This window comes from Kribbella sp. CCNWLW201 (genome assembly GCF_037203805.1).
Taxonomy (GTDB): Bacteria; Actinomycetota; Actinomycetes; order Propionibacteriales; family Kribbellaceae; genus Kribbella.
Genome location: NZ_JBBCBQ010000017.1, coordinates 53,212 through 75,825, shown reverse-complemented (window position 1 = coordinate 75,825; position 22,614 = coordinate 53,212). Strand labels below are relative to the sequence as shown.

The 22,614-nt window shown below is 68.3% G+C and carries 20 protein-coding genes; 13 read left to right on the top strand and 7 right to left on the bottom strand.

The features are described from left to right. Positions 1-52 precede the first annotated feature (52 nt). A complete protein-coding gene (gene rph / locus V9K99_RS40915; RefSeq protein WP_337324241.1) occupies positions 53-2,653 on the top strand; it encodes a rifamycin-inactivating phosphotransferase in 2,601 nt (866 codons plus the stop codon). Positions 2,654-2,666: 13 nt separating this feature from the next. On the opposite strand, the gene V9K99_RS40910 is transcribed toward rph, so the two are convergent. Beyond that, positions 2,667-3,602, bottom strand: a complete 936-nt coding sequence (locus tag V9K99_RS40910; RefSeq protein WP_337324240.1) for an MBL fold metallo-hydrolase — start codon at positions 3,600-3,602, stop codon at positions 2,667-2,669. Between the two features lie 36 nt (positions 3,603-3,638). Here V9K99_RS40910 and V9K99_RS40905 point away from each other — a divergent pair, with 36 nt between their 5' ends. After that, on the top strand, positions 3,639-7,064 hold the full coding sequence (locus tag V9K99_RS40905) for an error-prone DNA polymerase (protein WP_337324239.1): 3,426 nt from the start codon (positions 3,639-3,641) through the stop codon (positions 7,062-7,064). A 7-nt stretch (positions 7,065-7,071) separates the two neighbouring features. Here V9K99_RS40905 and V9K99_RS40900 read toward each other — a convergent pair whose 3' ends face one another. Next, positions 7,072-7,467, bottom strand: coding sequence for a hypothetical protein (locus V9K99_RS40900; protein WP_337324238.1), 396 nt, complete (start codon positions 7,465-7,467; stop codon positions 7,072-7,074). A gap of 120 nt (positions 7,468-7,587) precedes the next feature. Between V9K99_RS40900 and V9K99_RS40895 the strand changes: the two genes are divergently transcribed. Beyond that, on the top strand, positions 7,588-8,028 hold the full coding sequence (locus V9K99_RS40895) for an SRPBCC family protein (RefSeq protein WP_337324237.1): 441 nt from the start codon (positions 7,588-7,590) through the stop codon (positions 8,026-8,028). 3 nt (positions 8,029-8,031) lie between these two features. Here V9K99_RS40895 and V9K99_RS40890 read toward each other — a convergent pair whose 3' ends face one another. Together V9K99_RS40890 and V9K99_RS40885 are read right to left on the bottom strand one after the other, a co-directional pair. Beyond that, positions 8,032-8,805, bottom strand: a complete 774-nt coding sequence (locus tag V9K99_RS40890; RefSeq protein WP_337324236.1) for an inositol monophosphatase family protein — start codon at positions 8,803-8,805, stop codon at positions 8,032-8,034. A 19-nt stretch (positions 8,806-8,824) separates the two neighbouring features. Beyond that, positions 8,825-9,325 carry a MarR family winged helix-turn-helix transcriptional regulator gene (locus V9K99_RS40885; RefSeq protein WP_337324235.1) on the bottom strand — a complete coding sequence of 167 codons (501 nt, stop codon included), beginning with the start codon at positions 9,323-9,325 and terminating at the stop codon, positions 8,825-8,827. Positions 9,326-9,421: 96 nt separating this feature from the next. Between V9K99_RS40885 and V9K99_RS40880 the strand changes: the two genes are divergently transcribed. The 4 genes from V9K99_RS40880 to V9K99_RS40865 all read left to right on the top strand — a co-directional run bounded on the left by V9K99_RS40880 (position 9,422) and on the right by V9K99_RS40865 (position 12,340). Beyond that, positions 9,422-9,994 (top strand): NADPH-dependent F420 reductase, encoded by a 573-nt coding sequence (locus V9K99_RS40880; protein ID WP_337324234.1) that lies wholly within the window; start codon positions 9,422-9,424, stop codon positions 9,992-9,994. Between the two features lie 82 nt (positions 9,995-10,076). Next, positions 10,077-11,078: a DUF2278 family protein gene (locus V9K99_RS40875; protein ID WP_337324233.1), complete on the top strand. Its 1,002-nt coding sequence runs from the start codon at positions 10,077-10,079 to the stop codon at positions 11,076-11,078. A 102-nt stretch (positions 11,079-11,180) separates the two neighbouring features. After that, positions 11,181-11,810 (top strand): DUF4386 domain-containing protein, encoded by a 630-nt coding sequence (locus V9K99_RS40870; protein ID WP_337324232.1) that lies wholly within the window; start codon positions 11,181-11,183, stop codon positions 11,808-11,810. Next, positions 11,807-12,340, top strand: coding sequence for a DUF4386 family protein (locus V9K99_RS40865; protein ID WP_337324231.1), 534 nt, complete (start codon positions 11,807-11,809; stop codon positions 12,338-12,340). Before V9K99_RS40870 ends, V9K99_RS40865 begins: the two co-directional genes overlap by 4 nt. Here V9K99_RS40865 and V9K99_RS40860 read toward each other — a convergent pair. The 3 genes from V9K99_RS40860 to V9K99_RS40850 all read right to left on the bottom strand — a co-directional run bounded on the left by V9K99_RS40860 (position 12,275) and on the right by V9K99_RS40850 (position 15,220). Beyond that, positions 12,275-13,366: a Gfo/Idh/MocA family protein gene (locus V9K99_RS40860; protein ID WP_337324230.1), complete on the bottom strand. Its 1,092-nt coding sequence runs from the start codon at positions 13,364-13,366 to the stop codon at positions 12,275-12,277. The two genes, V9K99_RS40865 and V9K99_RS40860, sit on opposite strands and share 66 nt — an antisense overlap. Next, the gene (locus tag V9K99_RS40855) at positions 13,366-14,268 is read right to left on the bottom strand and encodes a sugar phosphate isomerase/epimerase family protein (protein ID WP_337324229.1); all 903 of its coding nucleotides are present in this window, start codon (positions 14,266-14,268) and stop codon (positions 13,366-13,368) included. Before V9K99_RS40855 ends, V9K99_RS40860 begins: the two co-directional genes overlap by 1 nt. Before the next feature lie 61 nt (positions 14,269-14,329). Then, positions 14,330-15,220 (bottom strand): NADP-dependent oxidoreductase, encoded by an 891-nt coding sequence (locus tag V9K99_RS40850; RefSeq protein WP_337324228.1) that lies wholly within the window; start codon positions 15,218-15,220, stop codon positions 14,330-14,332. Positions 15,221-15,428: 208 nt separating this feature from the next. Here V9K99_RS40850 and V9K99_RS40845 point away from each other — a divergent pair, with 208 nt between their 5' ends. The 6 genes from V9K99_RS40845 to V9K99_RS40820 are packed head-to-tail and all read left to right on the top strand — an operon-like array spanning position 15,429 to position 22,581. After that, the gene (locus V9K99_RS40845) at positions 15,429-16,979 is read left to right on the top strand and encodes an ABC transporter substrate-binding protein (protein ID WP_337324227.1); all 1,551 of its coding nucleotides are present in this window, start codon (positions 15,429-15,431) and stop codon (positions 16,977-16,979) included. A 13-nt stretch (positions 16,980-16,992) separates the two neighbouring features. Continuing rightward, entirely contained in the window at positions 16,993-17,940 is a 948-nt protein-coding gene (locus tag V9K99_RS40840) for an ABC transporter permease (protein WP_337324226.1), read from the top strand. A gap of 2 nt (positions 17,941-17,942) precedes the next feature. Beyond that, positions 17,943-18,809 (top strand): ABC transporter permease, encoded by an 867-nt coding sequence (locus V9K99_RS40835; protein ID WP_337324225.1) that lies wholly within the window; start codon positions 17,943-17,945, stop codon positions 18,807-18,809. After that, positions 18,806-20,878 carry an ABC transporter ATP-binding protein gene (locus V9K99_RS40830; RefSeq protein ID WP_337324224.1) on the top strand — a complete coding sequence of 691 codons (2,073 nt, stop codon included), beginning with the start codon at positions 18,806-18,808 and terminating at the stop codon, positions 20,876-20,878. Before V9K99_RS40835 ends, V9K99_RS40830 begins: the two co-directional genes overlap by 4 nt. Then, a complete protein-coding gene (locus tag V9K99_RS40825; protein ID WP_337324223.1) occupies positions 20,875-21,645 on the top strand; it encodes a 2-keto-4-pentenoate hydratase in 771 nt (256 codons plus the stop codon). Before V9K99_RS40830 ends, V9K99_RS40825 begins: the two co-directional genes overlap by 4 nt. Positions 21,646-21,654: 9 nt before the next feature. Next, complete coding sequence (locus V9K99_RS40820) at positions 21,655-22,581, top strand: acetaldehyde dehydrogenase (acetylating) (RefSeq protein WP_337324222.1); 927 nt, start codon at positions 21,655-21,657, stop codon at positions 22,579-22,581. Positions 22,582-22,614: the final 33 nt, after the last annotated feature.

The window sequence follows — 22,614 nt, the reverse complement described above, 5'->3', positions numbered from 1 at the left end:
GTGGCGCAGAATCGTCGGCCGAGGCAAGCCGACCAGAGACGAGGACGTGCCCGTGATCGAGCAGTACGTGCTGGACCTTCACCAGATCGACGAGCGGCAGGTCGCGGTCGTGGGCGGTAAGGGCGCACACCTGGGGGAGTTGTCGCGGATCGAAGGCATCCGCGTGCCGCCCGGGTTCTGCGTGACGACGGCCGCCTTCCGGCGCTTCCTGGCGGCGGCGCCGTCGATCGACGATCGGCTCGATCGGCTGTCGCGCCTGAACCCGGACGACCGGGAGGCGATCTCCGCGCTCAGTGCGGAGATCCGTCAGACGCTCGAAGAGGTCGCCGTCCCCGACGATCTGGCGGCGGCGGTCACCGACGCGCTCGCCCGGCTCGGCGACCAGGCGGCGTACGCCGTCCGGTCCAGCGCGACGGCCGAGGACCTGCCGACGGCGTCCTTCGCGGGCCAGCAGGACACGTACCTGAACGTCGTGGGCCTGGCGGCGATCCTCCAGCACATCACTCGGTGCTGGGCGTCGCTGTTCACCGAGCGGGCCGTGACCTACCGCCTGCGGAACGGCTTCGACCACCGGAAGGTCCACATGGCCGTGGTCGTGCAGCAGATGGTCTTCTCGCAGGCGGCCGGCATCCTGTTCACGGCCGACCCCGTCACGGGCAACCGGAGGGTCGCCGCCGTGGACGCCGGCTTCGGCCTCGGCGAGGCATTGGTCTCCGGCCTGGTGAACCCGGACGTCTTCAAGGTGCGCGACGGGGAGGTCATCGCCAAGACGATCGCCGCCAAGCAACTCGCCATCCAGGCGCTGCCGACGGGTGGGACGCAGCAGCTGGCGATCGACCCGCAGCGGCAGGAGCAGCCCGCATTGACGGATGCGCAGGTCGTGCGGCTCGTGCAACTCGGGCGGCGGATCGAAGCGCACTTCGGACGCCCGCAGGACATCGAATGGTGCCTGGCCGATGACGGCTTCCAGATCGTTCAGAGCCGGCCGATCACCACCCTGTTCCCCATCCCCGAGAGCAGCGACCAGGAGAACCACGTCTACCTCTCGGTCGGTCACCAGCAGATGATGACCGACGCGATGAAACCGCTGGGCATCTCCGTGTGGCAGCTGACCGCGATGGCACCGATGCTCGAGGCCGGCGGGCGGCTGTTCGTCGACGCCACCCCGCGGCTGGCCTCGCCGGCGAGCCGGGCCGCCTTCCTGGACGTGGTGGGGAGATCCGATCCGCTGTTCGCGGACGCGGTCGAGACCGTCCTCGACCGCGGCGACTTCATCCCGACGCGTCCCGACGAGGGTCCCGGCGGCGGCGCGCCGGTCCGCGGCGCGTCGGCATCGATGGAGACCGATCCGGTCATCGTCACCGAGCTGATCGAGCGCAGCGAGGCGTCCATCGTCGCCCTGCGGCGCGACCTCCGATCGAAGAGCGGACCGGCGCTGTTCGACGTCCTGCTCGAGGCCTTCCAGGAGCACAAGCGGGTCCTCGGTGATCCGCTGACCATGCAGGCGATCATGGCGGGAATGGAGGCCACCTGGTGGCTCAACGACCAGCTGCAGGAATGGCTGGGCGAGAAGAACGCGGCTGACACACTCACGCTGTCCGCCCCCAACAACATCACGTCGGAGATGGGGCTGGCGCTGCTCGATGTCGCCGATGTGATCCGCCCGTATCCGGAGCTGGTCGCGTTCCTGCAGCAGGTCGAGGACGACGCCTTCCTGGACGAGTTGCCGAAGTTCGCGGGCGGGACCGAAGCGCGCGACGCCATCGAGGCCTACCTCGACCGGTACGGCATGCGCTGCGTCGGCGAGATCGACATCACCAGGCCGCGCTGGAGCGAACGCCCCAGCACGCTGGTGCCGCTGATCCTCGACAACGTCAAGCTCTTCGAGCCGGGTGCCGCCCAGCGGCGCTTCGAGCAGGGGCGGCAGGAGGCGCAGAATAAGCAGGAGGACCTGCTGGAACGCCTGCGGGCGCTGCCGGACGGGGAGCAGAAAGCCGACGAGACCGCACGGATGATCGACCGGCTCCGGACCTTCATCGGCTACCGCGAATACCCGAAGTACAACATCATCAGCCGCTACTTCGTCTACAAGCAGGCCCTGCTGGAAGAGGCCGAGCGCCTCGTGCAGACCAACGTGCTGCCCGAGAAGGAGGACATCTTCTACCTCACCTTCCAGGAGCTCCAGGACGTCGTACGCACCAAACAGGTGGACGACCGGCTCATCCAGCAACGCAAGGACGCGTTCCGGACCTATGAGGCGCTGACGCCGCCCCGGGTGCTCACCTCTGACGGCGAGGCCATCGTCGGCTCGTACCGGCGCGACGACGTACCGGACGGTGCCCTGGTCGGCTTGCCGGTGTCCGCCGGCACCATCGAGGGCAGAGCCCGCGTCATCCTCGACCTGGCGAAGGCCGATCTCGAAGCGGGCGACATCCTGGTCACGGCCTACACGGACCCCAGTTGGTCGCCCCTGTTCGTCGGCATCACGGGTCTGGTGACGGAGGTGGGCGGCCTGATGACCCACGGCGCGGTGATCGCCCGGGAGTACGGCTTGCCGGCCGTCGTGGGCGTGGACCAGGCCACCCGGCTGATCCGGGACGGGCAGCGGATCCGCGTGCACGGGACTGACGGGTACGTCGAGCTCCTGTCTTGACCGACCAGATGCCTCAGGATTGGTGTCTCTTGGCGAGCTGCTGCAGGTGCCCTGTGTGGATGTCGTCCACCCATTCCCAGCCAGGCTTGGCCGATGGGCCGAGCCGCGGGTCGTCGGGAACACTGCCGTCACGCAGGGCATGCACGTACGCGCGGTCCTGTTCGATCCGGGTGCGGAGTTGATCAACTCCGACGGACCCGTGACCCGGGACGACGACATCGACGTCGTCCGCCACACCTTCGAGCAGCTGCAGCCCGGCGAGGTAGTCCTCGATCGGGTCAGCGGTGCCGAAGTCGGGCATCGGGATCAAGACATCAGAAAGCATGTCGCCGGCGGCGAGAACCCTGCGGTCCTCGATCAACAGCGCCGCATGACCCTGGGCATGGGCCGGATGCTCGATGATCCGGACTTCAGGGCCGTCCCACGGAAGCTTTGTGGTTTCGGCAGGCAGACCGGTGATGAGGCCGAACAGGTCCAGCGGTGTCTCCTCGGCGATCTCCGGCGGCAACCCCTCGGCGACGTTGGCCTTCCAGTCCGGGTCCGACAGCAGATCTCGCATGAAAGCCGCGCAGCGGGCCGTACCGTAACGGGGAGCTTCGCCGAGGTCGGCGTGCCAGAGCACGTGATCCCAATCAGGATGCGTCGAGAAGCCTGCCACCACGGGCTGGCCCAACTCGCGAAGATCGTTCGCGAGACAAGCCATCTCATCGCCCGTGATCCCCGCGTCGATGACCAACACACCGGCCGTGCCTTGGACGACAACCGTGTTGTTCTGGATCAACTCGCTCTGATGGACCAGCACACCCTCCGCGACCTGCCTCAGCATGGGCCGGCCCCCTTCCGCTCGTGGTTTGCAACCGCTCGCCGAGACTGTAGTACCTGGCAATAGTTGCTTTGGCAAGAGTTCACGCGTGAACTGTGTGCACGCCGTTGGTGTTTCCTCGAACACATGTTCTAGTCTTGTGGTCGACGGGAGGTGTGGGCGATGGGCTACAACAATCCGCCGATCAAGTGGTCGGAGCTGGAGCGCAAGTTGTCGGATCGCTCGCGCCCGGGCAGTCACGGCGACCGCCCGGTGACGGCGGATGGCGGCGACAGCCCGGCGTGGTCGCAGCATCGCGGACCGTATGTGCCACACGCCGCCCGCAGGCCGGAGCACGCGGTGCCCTACGCCGAGCTGCACGTGCACTCGAACTTCTCCTTCCTGGACGGCGCCTCGCAGCCGGAGGACCTGGTCGAGGCAGCGGTCCGGCAGGGTCTGCACGCGCTGGCGCTGACCGATCACGACGGGTTCTACGGCGCGGCCCGGTTCGCCGAGGCGGCCGCGGCGTACGAGCTGCCCACGGTGTTCGGGGCGGAGCTCTCCCTCGGCCTGACCGGCCCGCAGAACGGTGTTGCCGACCCCGAGGGCAGTCACCTGCTGGTGCTGGCGGAGGGGCAGGAGGGGTATCACCGGTTGGCGGGCGCGATCACCGAGGCGCAGCTGGCCGGTGGTGAGAAGGGCCGCCCGGTCTACGACCTGGAGGATCTCGCCGAGCGCGGTCGCGACAGTTGGCTGATCCTGACCGGGTGCCGGAAAGGACTGGTCCGGCAGGCCCTGGAGCTGGGTGGGTACGCCGACGGTCCGGCCGCCGCGAAACGGGAGCTGGACCGGTTGGTGGGCCTGTTCGGTCAGGATCGGGTGGTGGTCGAGCTGATCGATCACCACCTACCGGCCGACTCGACCCGGAACCGAGTGCTGGCCGGCCTGGCGGCGGACTGCGGTCTCCAGGTAGTTGCCACCAACAACGTTCACTACGCCACCCCGGCGCAGCACAAGCTGGCCGCCGCGGTGGCCGCGGTCCGGGCCCGGCGGGACCTGGACTCGATGGACGGCTGGCTGCCGCCGGCCGGGATGGCGTTCCTGCGGTCGGGGGCCGAGATGACCACCCGGTTCCAGAAGTTCCCGGGGGCGGTGGCGCGATCGGTGACACTGGCCGACCAGCTGGCTTTCGATCTGGCCCGGGCGAAACCCAAGCTGCCGTTGCGAGACGTGCCGAAGGGGGAGACCCCGATGTCGTGGCTGCGTGAGCTGACCTGGCGGGGCGCCGCTCTGCGCTACGGCACACGGGCGGAGCGTCCGGATGCGTACGAGCGACTGGAGCGTGAGCTGGCGGTGATCGAGGAGAAGGGCTTCCCGGGGTACTTCCTGATCGTCCAGGACATCGTCGGATTCGCCCACGAGAACGGGATCCTGTGCCAGGGCCGGGGATCGGCGGCGAACTCTGCGGTCTGTTACGCGCTCGGGATCACCGCGGTCGACAGCATCCTCTACAACCTGCCGTTCGAGCGGTTCCTCGCCTCGACCCGGACCGAGGAGCCGGATATCGATGTCGACTTCGACTCCGACCGCCGGGAAGAGGTGATCCAGTACGTCTACGGCAAGTACGGCCGCCGGAACGCCGCCCAGGTCGCGAACGTGATCAGTTACCGGCCGAAGTCCGCCGTACGGGACATGGCCAAGGCCCTCGGGTACTCGGTCGGTCAGCAGGACGCGTGGTCGAAACAGGTGGACGGGTGGAGCCCGGAGATCACCTCGACCGAGCACGACATCCCGCCGCGGGTGGTGGAGATGGCGACCGCGTTGCTGAAGTTCCCGCGACATCTGGGGATCCACTCCGGTGGCATGGTGCTGACCGAGCGGCCGGTGGGGGAGGTGGTGCCGATCGAGCACGCCCGGATGGAGAACCGGACGGTCCTGCAGTGGGACAAGGACGACTGCGCCTGGATGGGGCTGGTGAAGTTCGACCTGCTCGGGCTCGGGATGCTGGCCGCGTTGCAGTACTGCATGGAGATGGTCCGCGAGCAGGTGGGGGAGTCGTGGCTGCTGCACACGATCCCGAAGGAGGAGGCCGGCGTCTACGACCAGTTGTGCCGGGCGGACTCGGTCGGGGTGTTCCAGGTGGAGTCACGGGCGCAGATGGCAACGCTGCCACGGTTGAAGCCGCGGAAGTTCTACGACCTGGTCACCGAGATCGCGTTGATCCGGCCCGGCCCGATCCAGGGCGGTGCGGTCCATCCGTACATCCGCCGCCGGACCGGGGAGGAGCCGGTCACCTACCTGCACCCGAAGCTGCGGCCGGTGCTGGAGCGGACCATGGGCGTGCCGCTGTTCCAGGAGCAGCTGATGCAGATGGCGATGGCGGTCGGCGAGATCGACGGCGACGAGGCCGACCTGCTCCGGCGCGCGATGGGGTCGAAGCGCGGGATCGAGAAGATCTCGTCCTTGAAGGAGAAGCTGTACGCCGGGATGGCGCGCAACGGGATCACCGGGGACCTGGCCGACGAGATCTACGACAAGATCGAGGCGTTCGCGAACTTCGGTTTCGCCGAGTCCCACTCGATCAGCTTCGCCCTGCTGGTCTACTCCAGCACGTGGTTGCGGCTGCACTACCCAGCCGCGTTCCTGGCCGCGCTGTTGCGGGCCCAGCCGATGGGGTTCTACTCACCCCAGTCCCTGGTCGCCGACGCCCGTCGTCACGGCGTGGAGGTACGGCGGCCGGACCTGCACCTCTCCGGGATCGACGCCGGGCTCGAGCAGTTGGTCGAGGGGCAGGAGCTGACCGGGCCGACCGGTTCGCCGGACTGTCTGGTGGATCCGCAGCCGTTGGTCGGTACGTTCGATCCGAAGGCGCCGTCCGACACCACCCTCCATCGCCGCGACGGCGCGTTCGCGGTCCGGCTGGGGTTGTCGGAGGTGCGGACGATCGGCGCGAAGGGGGCGAAGCTGATCGTCGAGGAACGCGATCGCGGTGGCCCGTACGCGGAGATGGCCGACCTCGTCCGTCGGACCGGGATCACTGCCGCGCAGGTGGAGGCGCTGGCCACCGCCGGGGCCTTCGACTGCTTCGGGCTCGATCGCCGGCAGGCGTTGTGGGAGGCCGGCCGGGCCGCCGAGGAACGCCCCGGTCAGCTCGCCGGGATCACCGCCGCCGGGCCGCCGCCGACGCTGCCCGGGATGAGCGATATCGAGTCCGACATGGCCGACCTGTGGTCGACCGCGATCACCACCACCAGTCACCCGATCCAGCGCATCCGCGACCAGCTACGGGCCGAAGGCATTCTTTCTGCCGCCCAACTGCGCGAGGCCCCCGCGGGCAGCCGGGTCCGGGTCGCCGGGGTGGTCACCCATCGACAGCGCCCGGCCACCGCCTCCGGGGTCACCTTCATGAACCTCGAGGACGAAACCGGCATGGCCAACATCGTCATCACCGTCGGCTGCTGGCACCGCCACGCCACCGTCGCCCGCACCTCCGGCGCCCTCATCATCCGCGGCCGGGTCGAACGCGCCGGCGACGTCACCAACCTCTCCGCCGACCACCTCGAACGCCTCCCCCTAGCCGCCAAAACAACCTCCCGCGACTTCAGGTGAGCCACTATCAGGGCTGGGGGAGTTTGGTGTTCCAGTGGTGGAGTTGGTCGGTGAGCCAGGGGATGAGGGGGTCGCCGATGGCGGTGTCGATGCCTAGGTAGCGGACGCCGATGACGGCGATGGCCAGGAGGCCCAGCAAGAGGCCCAAGACGTTGAGGGCGCTGCCTGCGACGTCCGGGCGGTGGGTGCTGATGAGGCCGACCAGGCCGGTCAGCACTGCCAGCACGCCGAACACCAGGGACACCCCGAAGAGGATCGAGAACGTTGCTGTGAGCACCGCTCCCAGTCCGCACACGAGCGCGGTCTCGGCGGCGGCGGACATCCGTGCCCGTGGCGCCGGCGACGCGTCGATCAGTTCCTGCAGCCCCACTTCGCCTCGAGGGCTGTGCCCGTACGTGGCCATACCTCCAGGCTAATCCGCAAACCACCCGGAGTCGGTCAACCAATGATCACGATACGGCGCCTTCGCAACGATCCGGCGTACTGTCGGTGCTAAGCCTCGACCCGTGGCCTGGGAGGAACGATGGCAGTCGACGTGCTCACCGAGATCGTGATCGACCGGCCGGTGCAGGTGGTCGCGGAGTACGCCGCGGATCCGTCCAACGCGCCCGAGTGGTACGTGAACATCGAGTCGGTCAAGTGGCAGACCGAGCCGCCGGTCATGGTCGGGTCGCGGATGGACTTCGTGGCCCATTTCCTCGGTCGCCGGATCGCCTACACCTACGAGATCGTCGAGTTCGTCCCGTACGAGCGACTGGTGATGCGGACCGCGCAAGGGCCGTTCCCGATGGAGACGAGCTACCAGTGGTCCGCCCCGAACGACCGGTCGACCCACATGAGCCTTCGTAACCGCGGTGAGCCGTCAGGCTTTGCCGGGGTCGCCGCACCCCTGATGTCGGCTGCCATGCGCCGGGCCAACCAGAAGGACCTCGCGCGTCTCAAGTCGCTGCTCGAATCCCGCTGACCGTCAGGGCAGGTGGGGTGCGATCAGGTCCAGGAGTCGTTGGTGGGTGGCGGGGTCGGCGGCCGCGAGTAGCCCGGGCCCGGTGTGGAGGGGTTGGCCGCGGAAGTCGGTGACGATGCAGCCGGCTGCTGCGCAGAGCGTCGTACCGGCGGTGAAGTGGACGCTGTCCTTCAGGGTGCCGTTGGTGATGTAGGCGGCTCGGCGGCCGACGGCGACCCAGGCGAGGGTGAGGGTGCTGGAGGACACGCGCCCGGCGAAGGTGGCGCGGAACTTCTCGTCGGTCAGGAGCTGGGCACCGAGGAAGTCGGCGCCGGGCGGGGCGTCGATGTCGACGTCGACCAGCCGTGAGGTGGCGGATGGTTGGGCGGGGGAGTCGGTCCCGTTCCGGCGGAGGTTGGCCGTCGTGCCGTCCGTCCAGAACACCTCCCCGGTCAAGGGTTGAGCGACCGCGGCGACGACGGCGCCTGGCAGCGCGACGTTGACCGAGAACAGGGGTGTCTCGGCGGCGAAGTTGAGCGTCCCGCACAGCGGGTCCACCAGCCAGGTGCGAGTCGCTTCACCGGTTGCGCCGTACTCCTCGCCGATCACCGCGTCGTCCGGCCGGGCCGCCCGGATGACCTCGAGGATCGCCCGCTCGGCCTCAAGGTCCGCCTCGGTGGCGAAGTCGGTCGGCGACTTGTCGTAGCGGCTCACGACAGCGCCGTACTTCTCCTGTACGACGGCCGCCCCCGCCTCGGCCGCATTGATCGCCACCTCGACATCACTCAGCTGGTTCATACCCGGCATCCAACACCACCTAGCTCTCCGGAACGTCGTACCGCTGGTAGATCGGCGTCATGGTGCCGTCGGGGTCCACGGCTCCGAGGATGGCGTCGGTGATCGCGGTGAGCTGGTCGATTTGCTCCGGCGTCAGTACGTCGATCACATGCTGCCGTACTGCGGCCACATGGCCCGGTGCCGTCTCGCACACCTTCTTCCAGCCGGTCGGGGTCAACCGCGCGTTCGTGGCGCGGGCGTCCTCCGGGCACGGAAAGCGTTCGACCAGCTCGCGGTCCTCGAGTTTCTTCACGACGTGGGACAGGCGGGGGAGCGTGGCGTTCGTCTGCTGGGCCAGCGAGGTCATCCGGAGCGTGCGTTTCGGTGCCTCCGAGAGCATCGCCAGGACGTAGTACTCGAAGTGCGTCAGCCCCGCGTCCCGCCGCAGCTGTGAGTCGAGCACTCCGGGCAGGAGTTCGAGTACGGCGGCCAGCCGCACCCATGCCGTGAGCTGTGTCTCGTCGAGCCATCGTGTCGCCATGCCACCAGTGTTCCAGCTAACACTTGTAGCGACAACCTTTTTGAGCTATCGTGATGGTTGTAGGAACAACTATTCAACGTTCATCCAGGAGTGGTCATGGCACACGTCAGCATCATCGGCACCGGCAACATGAGCCAGGCGATCGCGAGCATCGTCGCCAAGGGCGGCAACACTGTCGAGCAGTTCGGCACCGCCGACAAGGATCAGAAGATCACCGGTGAGGTCGTCGTCCTCGCCGTTCCGTATCCGGCCGTCGCGCAGGTGCTCGAGGAGCGCGCCGGTCAGTTCGCCGGCAAGATCGTCGTCGACATCACCAACCCGCTGAACTTCGAGACCTTCGACTCACTCGTCGTCCCCGCGGACAGCTCGGCTGCCGCCGCGCTCGCGGCCCGGCTGCCGGAGTCCAAGGTCGTGAAGGCCTTCAACACCACGTTCGCCGCGACGCTGGCGACCGGCCAGGCCGGCGACGTGCCCACCACGGTCCTGATCGCCGGTGACGACGCCGACGCGAAGTCGCTGCTGACCGGGATCGTCGCCGCCGGTGGACTCCGCGCGGTCGACGCGGGTTCGCTCAAGCGGGCCCGTGAGCTCGAGGCCCTCGGCTTCCTGCAGCTCACCCTCGCGGTCGCCGAGAAGACCTCCTGGACCGGCGGTTTCGCCCTGGTCTGATCCGCGCAAACGCTTGACCGCGGAATCCGGTGTATTTCAACGGGTTCCGGCCTCTCCATACCTTGGGGGAGAGGAGCAGGTCATGCCCTTGAAGTCGTACGGCGTCCTGGTCGGCCGAGCAGTCGACGCACGCCGCGAAGGTGGCACGGACACGCCGCACTATCAGGTCCAGCTACGCGATGAAGCCGCGGTGGACTACCGGATCGCGGTGAACGTGATGTCGAAGGAGTACCCGTCGGAGCTGCTGTTCCGGGTCGACGAGGACTTCCGGCATCCGGTCACCGCGCAGCTCGGCGAACTCACCTCGGGCTGGCACCGGCTCGACACCGGTCCGCGCGGGGTGAACCTCGACTACGTCCGGCAGACCTTGTTCGATCGCAACCTGCTCCGACCCCTCCCCGCTGATGTCGAGGGGCCGGGCAACGATCTCGCCGACCTGCTGGACGACCAGGTCCGACGGGCGATCCGCGAACCGGCCGCGGTCGTCTACGCGTTCGGGGAACGGTGGGGACCGGAGAACGGCGTGGCCGACAAGGTCTTCGACTTCCGGCCCGGCAACGGGGTACACGACATCCACATGAACCAGGGGAACGTCGGCACGTTCCGCAAGGACGACGGTGTCTGGCAGGACGGCGCGTTGATGATCGAGTTGCCGGATCAGCAACGGTGGGTGGCCATCTTCCTGGCGTTCCAGAGCCAGTCGTGGCACACCGACGACACGACCGGTCACGCTCTCGACGTTCCGGTCGAGGAGTTCGGCGCGGAGCCGGTGCGCATAGTGGCCGCGTTGATCAACCCGATCGGCCCTGCCCCCGAGGCGGAAACGGTCACGCTGCTCAACGCTTCACCCGACGCCATCGACCTGACCGGCTGGCATCTCGTCGATCGCGCCCTCCACGTCGGCCCGGTCCCCGGCGGCGTCCTCGCGGCCGGCGCGACTCTCGTCGTACCGCTGCCGCCGAATGTGCAGCTCGGTAACAAGGGCGGCGAGATCACCCTGCTCAACCCGAAGGGCCTCAAGATCCACGGCGTCGCCTACACGAAGGCTCAGGCCGAACGGTCAGGCTGGACCGTCGCCTTCTGACGGACCGGGCTCGACCCTGCGGCGCTCGTCGCCTCCTCCCTCGCGTTTTCGTACTTAGTACGTTACCTTGGCCGTACTAAGTACGAAACAAGGGGAGGCACTGTGAGTTCGACACGCGCGTGGGCAGTCGCCGGGGGAGTGGGGTTGCTCCTGATGGCCGCCCTGGCCGGCTTCGGCAACTTCGCCGCCATCGAGGGTTTGGTGACGTCAGGCGATGCCGCGAAGACCGCGCGGGACATCGCAGCATCCGAAGGTCTGTTCCGGGCCGGCGTGGCGAGCATGTTCCTGGTCGTCGTACTCGATGTGATCGTCGCCTGCGCGCTTTACCGCGTCTTCACCTCGGTCGACCAAACTTTGTCCCTGCTGGCGGCGGCCTTCAGGCTGGTCTACTCAGCCGTCTTCATGGTCGCGTTGGGCAGCCTCCTGGACGCACTCCGCCACCTGGACGAACAGGTCCTCGACCGCATCGACGGCTTCTCCGACCTGTGGACAGCCAGCCTCGGTCTCTTCGGTGTGCACCTGCTGTTGCTCGGCTGCCTGGCGTTCCGCTCGAGCCACCTTCCCGGTTGGCTGGGCATCCTGCTGGCGATCGCAGGCTTGGGCTATCTCGCCGACGGCTTCGGCGCCCTGCTCGGCCTGGACCTCGCCGTCTCCACCTACACGTTCCTCGGCGAACTCCTCCTCGCCATCTGGCTCCTGATCCGCGCCGGCCGCTTCGAGGTGACCTCATGAAGGCTCGACTCATCGGCGTACTGTTCCTGCTCGCCTTCGCCCTCTACGGCTCCGGCGTCGACGTGCTCATGCTGCTCAACTCCGTCGACGTCATCGCCATCGGCGTACTGGCATTCCCCGTGCTCCGCCGTACGCACAAGCTCGGCGCCTACGCCTACCTGGCGAGCAGGATTCTCGAAGGAGTCCTGCTCGCCGTCGGCGTTCTCGCGGCGAACGACAGCGAGGTCGTCTACTGGGTCGCCATGATCGGCCTGGCCCTCGGCAGCCTGTTCTTCTGCCGTGTGCTGCTGACGGCACGGCTGATCCCGCGTCCCCTCGCCGTGCTGGGCCTGATCGGCTACACCGCCCTGGCAGGCGGGGGGATCCTCGAGCTCCTCGGGTACGGCGTCGGGCTCGTGTTCTCCATCCCCGGCGGCCTGTTCGAGCTCATCCTGGGCGTCCTGCTGATCGTCAGAGGATTCGCGTCAGGCGAGGGCGGCCGGGCGGTCGCAGGTGCTGGTGAGGTGGACGGTCGCGCCGCTGTCCGATGACTCTTGTACGGCGATGAGCGACTCGAGGATGTGGAACGCGAAGGCAGCGTTGGCCCGGTGCGGGCCGCCTTCGATGGCGGTGGCCAGGTCGTGTACCCCGAGACCTCGGCGGGCTTGTTCGCGCGTCCCGACGGCACCGAAGAGTTCGGTGACAGGCGGCAGGACGATCCACTCGTCGTCGGTGTGGCGCTTGACGCGAACATCGCCGTCGAAGTGGTTCGGGTTGGCCAGCGAGAGCGTGCCCTTGGTGCCGTAGACCTCGATGTGCGGCAGTTCGCTGTCCCACACGTCGAAGCTCAGCTGGGCAGTGGCGACCGCACCGGAGGCGAAGGTGAAGATCGCGGCCGCATGCGTCGGTACGTCGACGTCGATCGTGTCGACGGCGCGGTTCGGGGACGTCACGGTCCGCACGGGCGCGCCGATCCGGCTCGAGGCAGCGACCGAGCCGACCGGGCCGAGGAGGTTCACCAGGATCGCGAGTGAGTACGGGCCCATGTCCAGCACCGGACCGCCGCCGGCCTGGAACAGGAACCGCGGATCCGGGTGCCACTTCTCGGCCTTGCTGTGACCGATGAAGAACGACGCGCCGATCGGCGAACCGATCAGCCCGTCGTCGAGTGCCTTCCGCGCGGTCTGGCCGGCACTGCCGAGGAAGGTGTCGGGCGCCGAGCCGAGGATGTTCCCGGTCTCGGCAGCCACCGCCAGTACGGCGCGAGCGTCGTCGACCGTGGTCGCCACCGGCTTCTCGACGTACACGTGCTTCCCGGCGCGCAACGCGGCCGTGATCGTGGCCGCGTGGTGCACCGGTGGGGTGAGGTTGATGACGATGTCGATCAAGTCGTCGGCGTACAGGTCCTCGTCGTTACCCCAGTCCGGGATGCCGAACTCGTTCGCGGCCTCCTTCGCCCGGATGGTGTCGATGTCGCCGACCCGCGCGATCGTCAGCGATGGGTAGCGGCTCAGCCCGGTGACGTAGCGGCCGAAGATGTTGCCGCTGCCGAGAATTCCGATCCGGTGATCCGCCACTACCGACCGCCTCCGAACGTGGCCCGCATCCAGGTCGCCGACGCGACCGCGCTCTCGTACGGGTCGGCGATGTCGGGCTTGTCCACCTCGACCATCAGCCAGCCGCCGAAGTCGTTGCCCAGGGCACTGAGGATCTCGACCAGCGGCAGCTCGCCGCGGCCCGGCTCGACCCACAGACCGGAGCGGACGATCTTCTTGTAGTCCCAGTCGCCGGCGCGGCCCTCCTGCGCGACGCTCAGCCGGCAGTCCTTCACGTGGACGAAGGGCACCCGGTCGGCGTAGTCGCTGATCAGGGCACGGACGTCGACGCCGGCCCAGGCGAGGTGACCGGTGTCGGGCAGGAAGCCGAGCTGGTCGGCGGGCACCGCCTCCAGTACGGCGCGGCCCTCGCTGTTGGTCTCGATCCAGGTGCCGACGTGCGGGTGCAGTGCCGGCCGCACGCCCTCGGCGACCATCGCCGCGGCGATCCTGGCGATCAGTTCGGTCACCGCGCCGAGCCGGTCGGCCTGCAGGTCGTACCCCTGCGCCGGGTGTGCGACCCGGGGTGCGTCCTGACCCATGGCCATGCCGAGGCCGACCACGTCGAGTCCCAGCTCGGCGTGCTGCCGGGCGATCTGGACCGCGTTCTCGACGACCTCGTCCTGCTTGCCGTCGCGGCCGTCGGACCGGCAGACGACGTACCCGGGGGCGAGCTCCAGTCCGGTGTCAGCGACGAGCTCGGCGTACTGCTGGACCGACCAGCCGGCCGGGACCGCGGCCATCACGCCGTCGAACCCGGCCTTCTTCACCAGCGCCAGCAGCTCCGGGGTCTCGGGGGCCTTGGACGGGTCGAGCCAGCCGTCGTCGGTGGCCATCCATTGGATGGGGTTGAGCGCGAGACGCGAGCCGGGCAGTGCGGTCATGGTCGTCCTTCCGTCGGGGTGAGGCCGTCGCCGCATGCTAAGGACGAATCGGCGGGCACGGTCAGCCTCGTGGTCCGGTAGGCAAACCGATCACGATCTTCCCGGTCACCTGACCGGCTTCGACCAGCGCGAGCGCGTCACCCGCTTCGGCGAACGGGAGTACGTGCCGGACACCTGGGTCGAGCTTGCCGTTCGCGACCAACTCTGTCAGTACGGCGAGCACACTCGGATCGCCGCTGCGCTGGAGCGGACGAGCGCCGTACTGTGCGAGGACCTCCGGATCCGCCACGCTGAGGATCCGGTCGCCGGTCACCTTGTGCAAAGCGTTCCCACCGACCAGATCGAGTACGGCGTCCGCCGGTGGCGGAACCTGATCATGGTCGTAGGCAACGACTCCGAGTGACTCGACGTACACGTGTTTCGCCGGGCTGGCCGTCCCGGCCACCTCGATCCCACGCATGACCGCCAGTTGCGCGGCAACCGTGCCGACACCGCCGCCGACCCCGAGAATCAGCAGGCTCTCACCCGGTCTGAGGTCCAACGCTTCGATCGAGTCGTACGCCGTACCAGCCGCGATCGGAAGCACAGCGGCATCCGTGAACGACAGGCCGGCCGGCATCCGGGCCGCACGTTCCGCCGGGACCAGCGCGAACTCGGCGTAACCGCCGCAGCCGCCAACCGTGGGACCGCAGATCCGATCGCCCGGCTCGAAACCGGCATCAGGCCCGGACCGTACGACGATCCCGGCGACCTCACGACCGAGTACGGCGGGAAACTCGAGCGGAAGGAACGCGCGGTGCATGCCTTCCCGGACCTTCCAGTCCACCGGGTTCACGCCGGCCGCCTGGACCTCGACGAGCACCTCACCGGGTCCGGGTTCGGGGCTGGGGAGGTCGAGGAAGCGCTGGACGTCAGGGCCGCCGTACGAGGTGAAGCCGTAAGCGAGGGGCATGACATCGGACGCTAGCCGCCGCCCGTGAGCCTCGGCCGGACGGTGTTCCGGTCAGCGAACCGAGAGCGGCGCGGGGCCGATCCGCCAGTCCTACAGTGTGGCGATCACTGCGAGGACCGGACCCGATCCGGTCGCCGCCCCGGCGTTTCCTCACTGCGCTTCGCACTCCCGTTCACGGCAGGTGTCAGGACTAGCTCGAGGAGTTTCGATGTCACTCAAGAAGACAGCGGTAGCGGCGGCGGCCGCCGCGGTGATGCTGGCCGGCGCGGCATGCAGTGCCGCCACGCAGAACGCCGGCCAGGCCGCGCAGAGCGCCGGGCCGGCCCGCAACGGCGGCACGCTGGTGGTCGCTCAGGCCTACGACGCCGACCCGGGCTCGTTCCTGAAGACCGCGATCGGCAACATCGTGTCGGAGTACGCCGTCCTCGAGACGCTCACTCTGATCGATCCGCAGACCGCTGAACCCAAGGGCGTGCTTGCGTCGTCGTGGACGCTGGCCTCGGACGGCAAGAGTATGACGGTCAAGCTGCGCGACGACGTCACCTTCCACAGCGGCCGCAAGCTGACCGCCGCCGATGTCGTGTTCACGCTGAACAAGGCGAAGGACCCGGCCGTCGGTGCCGCGAACCAGAAGATCGCCGCCCAGATCAGCGGCGTGGAGGCCAAGAGCGACACCGAGCTCGCGCTGACCTTCGCCAAACCGCTGCCGAACGTCTTCGACCTGTTCGAGACGCTGCCGATCCTGAACAAGGACTCGTACGCCGACTATGCGGCCGGCAAGAATGTGGACGGCACCGGCCGGTTCGAGTGGAAGTCGTACACACCGGGCGGCAAGATCGAGCTCGCCAAGTACGCCAAGTACCGCGACGCGGCGAACACGCACCTCGACGCGATCGAGATCAGCATGATCAAGGACCCGACGGCGCTGGTGTCGGCGATCCGTAGCGGACGGGCGCAGTACGCGGTCGGCGTACCACCGGTGGACGCACGCAGTCTCGGTGAGCAGCAGGGCTTCGCCCTGGTCAGCTCCGGCGGTGCGGCGTTCCCGCTCGCTCTCAACGTGACGAAGCCTCCGTTCGACAACAAGGCCGTCCGGCAGGCCGTCCAGTACGCGATGGACCGCCACCGGATCGTCCAGCAGGTCGAAGGCGGCAAGGCCCAGTCGGCCAGCTTGCCGTGGCGACCGTCGACGGTCGGGTACGACGCCGCCCAGGCGGGTCACTACAAGTACGACCAGGCCAAGGCGAAGCAGATGCTGACCGACGCGGGCGTCAAGCCGGGTACGGCGATCACCATCGCGGTGGCGGACGGTCCCGAATCGCTCGCGATCTTCCAGATCGTCAAGAACAACCTCACCGCCGTCGGCCTGAACGCCACCCCGGCGATCATGAACGTGCCCGACTACGAGCAGAGACTCGCCACCCGGACGTTCACCACCTCCGCGGTCCTGATGCAGGCCGGCAACGGCAACTCGCCGGCCACCGCGATGGTGGCCCGTCCCGAGCTTGTTGCCAGTAACAACGTCTCCAAGTTCGAGAGTGCGGAGTACACCAAGCTCACCCAGGCGGTGACGAATGCGAGTGTGAAGGCCGACCAGGAGAAGGCGCTGAAGGACTTCAACACCTACTTCCTGGACGAGTCCTTCGCGGTGCCGCTGATCATCCGCCCGACGCTGACGGTCCGGACCAGCTCACTGAACGACATCGCGCCGACCCAGATGGGCTTCCTGAACCTCGGCCAAGCCTGGCTGAGCGACTGAAGGGTACGACCTGATGACCAGGTTCCTGCTACGCAAGGCACCATCGGTGTTCTTCGTGCTGTTCGCGAGTTCGATCATCGCGTTCGCATTGCCCCGGCTCGCGCCGGGGGACGTGGCGGTCGTCCTGGCTGGGGAGAACCCGGACGCGGAGACCATCGCGGCGATTCGTGAGCAGTTGGGATTGAACCGGTCTCCGGTGGTGCAGTACGTCGACTGGGTCGGCGGACTGTTCCGCGGGGACCTGGGGGAGTCGTTCCTGTTGCACCGCAGCGTGGGCAGTCTGATCGGGGACCGGATCGGCAGCACGCTCGAGCTGGCCGTGCTGTCCACGCTGTTCGTGATCGTCATCGGGGCCGGGCTCGGCATCCTGGCCGGCTCGGCCCGGATCGGCTGGGTGCGGGCGCTGCTCGACTTCACCGACAGCCTGTTCGTCGCCGTTCCGTCGTTCGTGGTCGGGCTGGGCTTCATCCTCGTGTTCGGCGTGTTCAACCGCTGGCTCCCGGTCAGCGGTGAGGTCGGCATCCTGGAGAATCCGGCGATCGGGATCCAGTACCTGGTGCTGCCCTCGCTCGCCCTCGCGCTCGGTCCGGCGGCGGTCGTGGCCCGGTTCATCCAGACCGAGATGGCGACGATGCGGAAAGCGGAGTTCGTCGATCTGGCCGTCAGCAAGGGCGCGTCGCGGCGGCGGATCACCTTCCGGCACGTGTTCCGCAACAGCCTCGGCAGCGCGGTCGTCGCGGTCGGCCTGCAGATGGGGCACGTGCTGGCCGGTGCGGTCGTGATCGAGGCGATCTTCGCCCGGAACGGCCTCGGCCAGCTGGCCGTGACGAGTGTGCAGTCGCGGGACTTCACCGTCCTGCAGGTGCTGATCCTGGGTGCGGTCTTCGTGGCCGTCGTGTGCCAGTTGTTCACCGAGATCATCCTGGCCGCCCTCGATCCCCGAATCCGGCTGGGAGAGTAGAGATGACGAGCATCGAAGCCACAGAACGAGCCCGGACCACCCGCCGGCTCAACCCGACGGTGACGCGTTACCTGTCGGCATTCCGCACCCCGCGCGGCATCATCGGCCTGACCCTGCTGAGCATCCTCGTCCTCGCGGCGGTGCTGGCGCCGGTACTGTTCCCCGGCGGCTACGACCAGCAGGGCAGTTCGTCGCTGACCGGGATGTCGGCCGCACACCCGTTCGGGCTGGACGAGTTCGGCCGCGACATCCTCACCCGCAGCGTCTACGGGCTGCGGATCGACCTCAGTCTGATCTTCGCCGCCGTACCGCTGAGCATGGCGCTCGGGATGCTGCTTGGGCTGGCCGGGGCGATCTCGGAACGGCTCGGCGAGGGCGTGCAGCGACTGTTCGACGTGGTGGTCGGGTTCCCGGGTCTGCTGCTGGGCATCTGCTTGGTGGCGGTCCTCGGCCCGGGCTGGCTCGCCCTGTTCCTGACCATCCTGATCTCCGGTATGCCCACGGCCGGCCGGCTGGCCCGGGCGGCGTGGCTGTCTCAGCAGTCGCGTGAGTACGTGCTGGCCGCGCGTGTTCTCGGCGTATCGAAACCGAAGGTGCTGACCCGCCACATCGTGCCGAACGCGATGGACTCGATCGTGGTGAACGCTTCGGTCTGGATGGTGATCGGCGTGTATATCGAGGCCGGGCTGAGCATCGTCGGGCTGGGTGTGCAGCCGCCGACGCCGTCGCTCGGGGTGCTGCTGAACAACGGACTGCGGTTCGTCACGCAGGCGCCGACGTACCTGATCGGTCCCGCACTGATCCTTCTTCTGCTCGCGCTGGCGTTCAGCCTGATCGCGGACGCCCTCAACGAGGCGGTGAACCGGTGAGCAATCCGACGGTTGTGAAGACTCCGGCGAGGTCCGAGGCGGGCCGCGCGCTGCTGCGGGTCCGGAACTTGCGGACCGAGTTCAACATCGGCCAGAGCTGTGTGCGGGCCGTCAACGACGTCAGCTTCGACATCAATCCCGGCGACGTGCTCGGCATCGTCGGCGAGTCCGGCTCCGGCAAGTCGGTCACCGCTCGCTCGATCATGCGGATGGTCCGGGCGCCCGGCGAGATCGTCGGCGGGTCGGTCGAGTTCGACGGTGAGGACCTGCTGTCGCTGCCGGAGCGGGAGATGCGGCGCCGGCGGGGGAGCGGCGTGGCGATGGTCTTCCAGGATCCGCAGGCCGCGCTGAATCCGGTGATGACGATCGGCGACCAGATCATCGAGGCGCTCACCCTGCACGGCACCGCCAAGCGGGCGGCGCGCGGGCGGGCGCTGGAACTGCTGGACCAGGTGGGCATCCCCGACGCCGCGGTCAGGATCGACCAGTATCCGCACCAGTTCTCCGGCGGGATGCGGCAGCGCGTCGTGATCGCGATCGCGCTGGCCAACGACCCGGTGCTGCTGATCGCGGACGAGCCGACCACCGCGCTCGACGTCACGATCCAGGCGCAGATCCTGCGGCTGCTGCTCAAACTCCGCGAGGAGCTCGGGCTGGCGATCGCGATCATCACCCACGACATGGGTGTGGTCGCCGAGCTGTGTACCCGGGTCGCGGTGATGTACGGCGGTCGCGTCGTCGAGCAGGGCACGGTCGAGCAGGTCCTCCGCACACCCCGTCACCCGTACACGGCCGCGCTGCTGGCGGCGATGCCACGGCTGGACGATGAGCGCCTTGGGCAACCATTGCCGGCCATCCCCGGTTCGCCGCCCGATCCGTCGGCGCTGCCGCCGGGCTGTTCGTTCGCGCCTCGCTGCGGGTTCGCCGAGGACGGCTGCCGGCAGGAGGTCCCGGCGCTGCTCCAGGTGGGCGGTGAGGGCCAGCTGTCCGCCTGCTTCGTGGCACAACGCGGCGTCGCCATCGACGTCACCCTGGAATCCGAGCCTGTGTCGGTTGAGGATGGCGCAGCCATCGGCACGGACCCGGTCCTGGAAGTGCGCGACCTGCGGGTCGATGTCGGCTCGCGTCGCCGGGGTCTGTTCCACCGCGACCCTCCGGTGTACGCCGTCGACTCGGTCAGCCTGGCGGTACACGCCGGCGAGACACTCGGCCTGGTCGGCGAGAGCGGCTGTGGCAAGTCGACGCTCTCGCGCAGCATCGTCGGCATCACGCCGGTGGCAGGTGGCTCCGTCGAGGTCGACGGTGACGACGTCACGTCGATGGGTGACGAGCAGGTGGGTCGGATCCGCTCGTCGATCCAGTACGTGTTCCAGGATCCCTACGCGTCGCTGAATCCACGCCGTACGGTCCGTCAGTCCCTCGCCGAGGCCCTGTCGCTGCGCGGTCTGCGCGGCGCGGAGCTGGAAGCGGAGTCGAACGCACTGATGGACCGGGTCGGCCTGCGGCGGGAGTACCTCGACCGCTATCCGCATGCGTTCTCCGGCGGTCAACGGCAGCGCATCGGCATCGCCCGGGCACTTGCCCGCCGGCCGAAAGTGCTCATCCTCGACGAGCCGGTGTCGGCCCTGGACATGTCGATCCAGGCGCAGATCATCAACCTGCTCGAGGAACTCCAGCGCGAACTCGGTCTCGGCTACCTGTTCATCGCACACGACCTGTCCGTGGTCCGTCACCTGAGCGACCGGGTCGCGGTGATGTACCTCGGCCGCATCGTGGAGACCGGTACGGCGGCCGAGGTGTACGGCGACCCGCAGCACCCGTACACGGTCGCGCTGCTGTCCTCGTCGCCGACACCGACCGTCGAGGAGCGCACCCGCGAACAGATCGTCCTCCAAGGCGACCTGCCGAGTCCTGCCAACCCACCGTCCGGCTGCCGGTTCCGCACCCGCTGCCCGATCGGTCCACTCGTCCACGCCGACCGGACCATCTGCGCGGAGCAAGACCCGGAACTCCTGCCCCGCCGCAACCACCAGTCCGTAGCCTGCCACTTCCCGGGAGAACTCGCATGACGATCCACGCCGCTGCCGAGCGACTCCGGCAGGCGACGCTCACGACGACTCCGTGTGAACCCGTCCGTGACCTGATCGGCCGAGACGACGTGAGTACGGCGTATGCGGTGCAGAAGGTGATTGTCGACGAGCGACTGGCGGCCGGGGGTCGTGTGGTCGGCCGGAAGATCGGGCTGACGTCGCCGGCAGTCCAGCAGCAGTTGGGGGTGGATCGGCCGGACTTCGGGGTGCTGTTCGCCGACATGGAGGTCGCGAACGGCGGCGTCGTCGGTGCAGGCGTGCTGTTGCAGCCGAAGATCGAGGCCGAGGTGGCCTTCGTCCTCGGTCGGGATCTGGACGGTCTGATCGACGACACGACCGTCCGGGATGCCGTGGAGTTCGTGGTGCCCGCCCTGGAGATTGTCGACAGTCGGATTGCAGGCTGGGACATCAGCTTCGGCGACACCGTCGCGGACAACGCGTCCAGCGGTCTGTTCGTGTTGGGCGACGCTCGCGCGACGCTCGGGGAGGTCGAGCCGATCGACGTACAGATGAGCCTGCGGCTGGACGGCGAGACAGCGTCGGAGGGGTCGGGCAAAGCCTGTCTCGGTGATCCGCTGCTGGCACTTGCCTGGCTGGCCCGGACGGCGCGCGAACTGGGCGAGCCGTTGCGCGCCGGTCAGGTCATCCTCTCGGGTGCGCTCGGACCGATGGTCGCTGTCACTTCCGGCGCCCGGGTGGAGGCCGAACTGTCCGGCCTCGGCCGCGTCGCCGTCTCCTTCAGCTGAAAGGGATTCATGGAACGCACGAAGGTCGCCGTGATCGGGTCGGGCAACATCGGCACCGATCTGATGTTCAAGATCAAGCGGCTGTCGCAGACGCTCGAGCTGGCCGCGATGGTCGGTATCGATCCCGCCTCCGACGGACTCGCCAGGGCCGCCCGGCTCGGCGTGCCGACGACCCACGAAGGGGTCGAGGGCCTGATCGCGCTCGACGGTTTCGACGAGATCGAGATCGTCTTCGACGCCACCTCGGCCAAGGCGCACGAGGTGAACGCTCGCGCGCTGGCGCCGTACGGCAAACGGCTGGTGGACCTGACTCCGGCCGCGCTCGGGCCGTTCGTCGTACCGGCGGTGAACCTCGACCAGAACATTGCCGAAAGCAACGTCAACATGGTCACCTGCGGCGGTCAGGCGACCATCCCGGTGGTCGCCGCGGTGGCCCGGGTGACCGCGGTCCCGTACGCCGAGATCGTCGCGTCGATCGCGTCGAAGTCGGCCGGTCCGGGGACCAGGGCGAACATCGACGAGTTCACCGAGACCACTGCCGCCGCGATCGAGAGGGTCGGCGGTGCCCGGCGGGGCAAGGCCGTGATCGTGCTGAATCCGGCCGAGCCGCCGCTGATCATGCGCGACACCGTGCTCTGCCTGATCAACACCGACGACGAGGACACCCACGAACGGATCCGGTCGTCGGTTCAGGAGATGGTCGACGTGGTGGCCGGCTATGTCCCGGGCTACCGACTCAAACAGGACGTCCAGATCACCGCGGTGCCGAAGGACCAACCAGTGCACACGCTGACCGGCGGGCTCCCGGTGACGCACCAGGTGTCGGTCTTCCTCGAGGTCGAAGGAGCCGCCCACTACCTCCCGTCGTACGCCGGCAACCTCGACATCATGACGTCCGCCGCACTCGCCGCAGCCGAAAGGATCGCCCGCCCATGACTCTGTTGATGCCACGCCTCCGGCGCGGCGGGT

Coding starts and splice junctions, on each gene's coding strand:
- V9K99_RS40875 (WP_337324233.1), top strand. CDS start 10,077: ATGCCCTTGAAGTCGTACGGCGTCCTGGTCGGCCGAGCAGTCGACGCA.
- V9K99_RS40890 (WP_337324236.1), bottom strand. CDS start 8,805: ATGAACCAGCTGAGTGATGTCGAGGTGGCGATCAATGCGGCCGAGGCG.
- V9K99_RS40840 (WP_337324226.1), top strand. CDS start 16,993: ATGACCAGGTTCCTGCTACGCAAGGCACCATCGGTGTTCTTCGTGCTG.
- V9K99_RS40845 (WP_337324227.1), top strand. CDS start 15,429: ATGTCACTCAAGAAGACAGCGGTAGCGGCGGCGGCCGCCGCGGTGATG.
- V9K99_RS40895 (WP_337324237.1), top strand. CDS start 7,588: ATGGCAGTCGACGTGCTCACCGAGATCGTGATCGACCGGCCGGTGCAG.
- V9K99_RS40865 (WP_337324231.1), top strand. CDS start 11,807: ATGAAGGCTCGACTCATCGGCGTACTGTTCCTGCTCGCCTTCGCCCTC.
- V9K99_RS40850 (WP_337324228.1), bottom strand. CDS start 15,220: ATGCCCCTCGCTTACGGCTTCACCTCGTACGGCGGCCCTGACGTCCAG.
- V9K99_RS40880 (WP_337324234.1), top strand. CDS start 9,422: ATGGCACACGTCAGCATCATCGGCACCGGCAACATGAGCCAGGCGATC.
- V9K99_RS40855 (WP_337324229.1), bottom strand. CDS start 14,268: ATGACCGCACTGCCCGGCTCGCGTCTCGCGCTCAACCCCATCCAATGG.
- V9K99_RS40905 (WP_337324239.1), top strand. CDS start 3,639: ATGGGCTACAACAATCCGCCGATCAAGTGGTCGGAGCTGGAGCGCAAG.
- V9K99_RS40835 (WP_337324225.1), top strand. CDS start 17,943: ATGACGAGCATCGAAGCCACAGAACGAGCCCGGACCACCCGCCGGCTC.
- V9K99_RS40820 (WP_337324222.1), top strand. CDS start 21,655: ATGGAACGCACGAAGGTCGCCGTGATCGGGTCGGGCAACATCGGCACC.
- V9K99_RS40825 (WP_337324223.1), top strand. CDS start 20,875: ATGACGATCCACGCCGCTGCCGAGCGACTCCGGCAGGCGACGCTCACG.
- V9K99_RS40900 (WP_337324238.1), bottom strand. CDS start 7,467: ATGGCCACGTACGGGCACAGCCCTCGAGGCGAAGTGGGGCTGCAGGAA.
- V9K99_RS40885 (WP_337324235.1), bottom strand. CDS start 9,325: ATGGCGACACGATGGCTCGACGAGACACAGCTCACGGCATGGGTGCGG.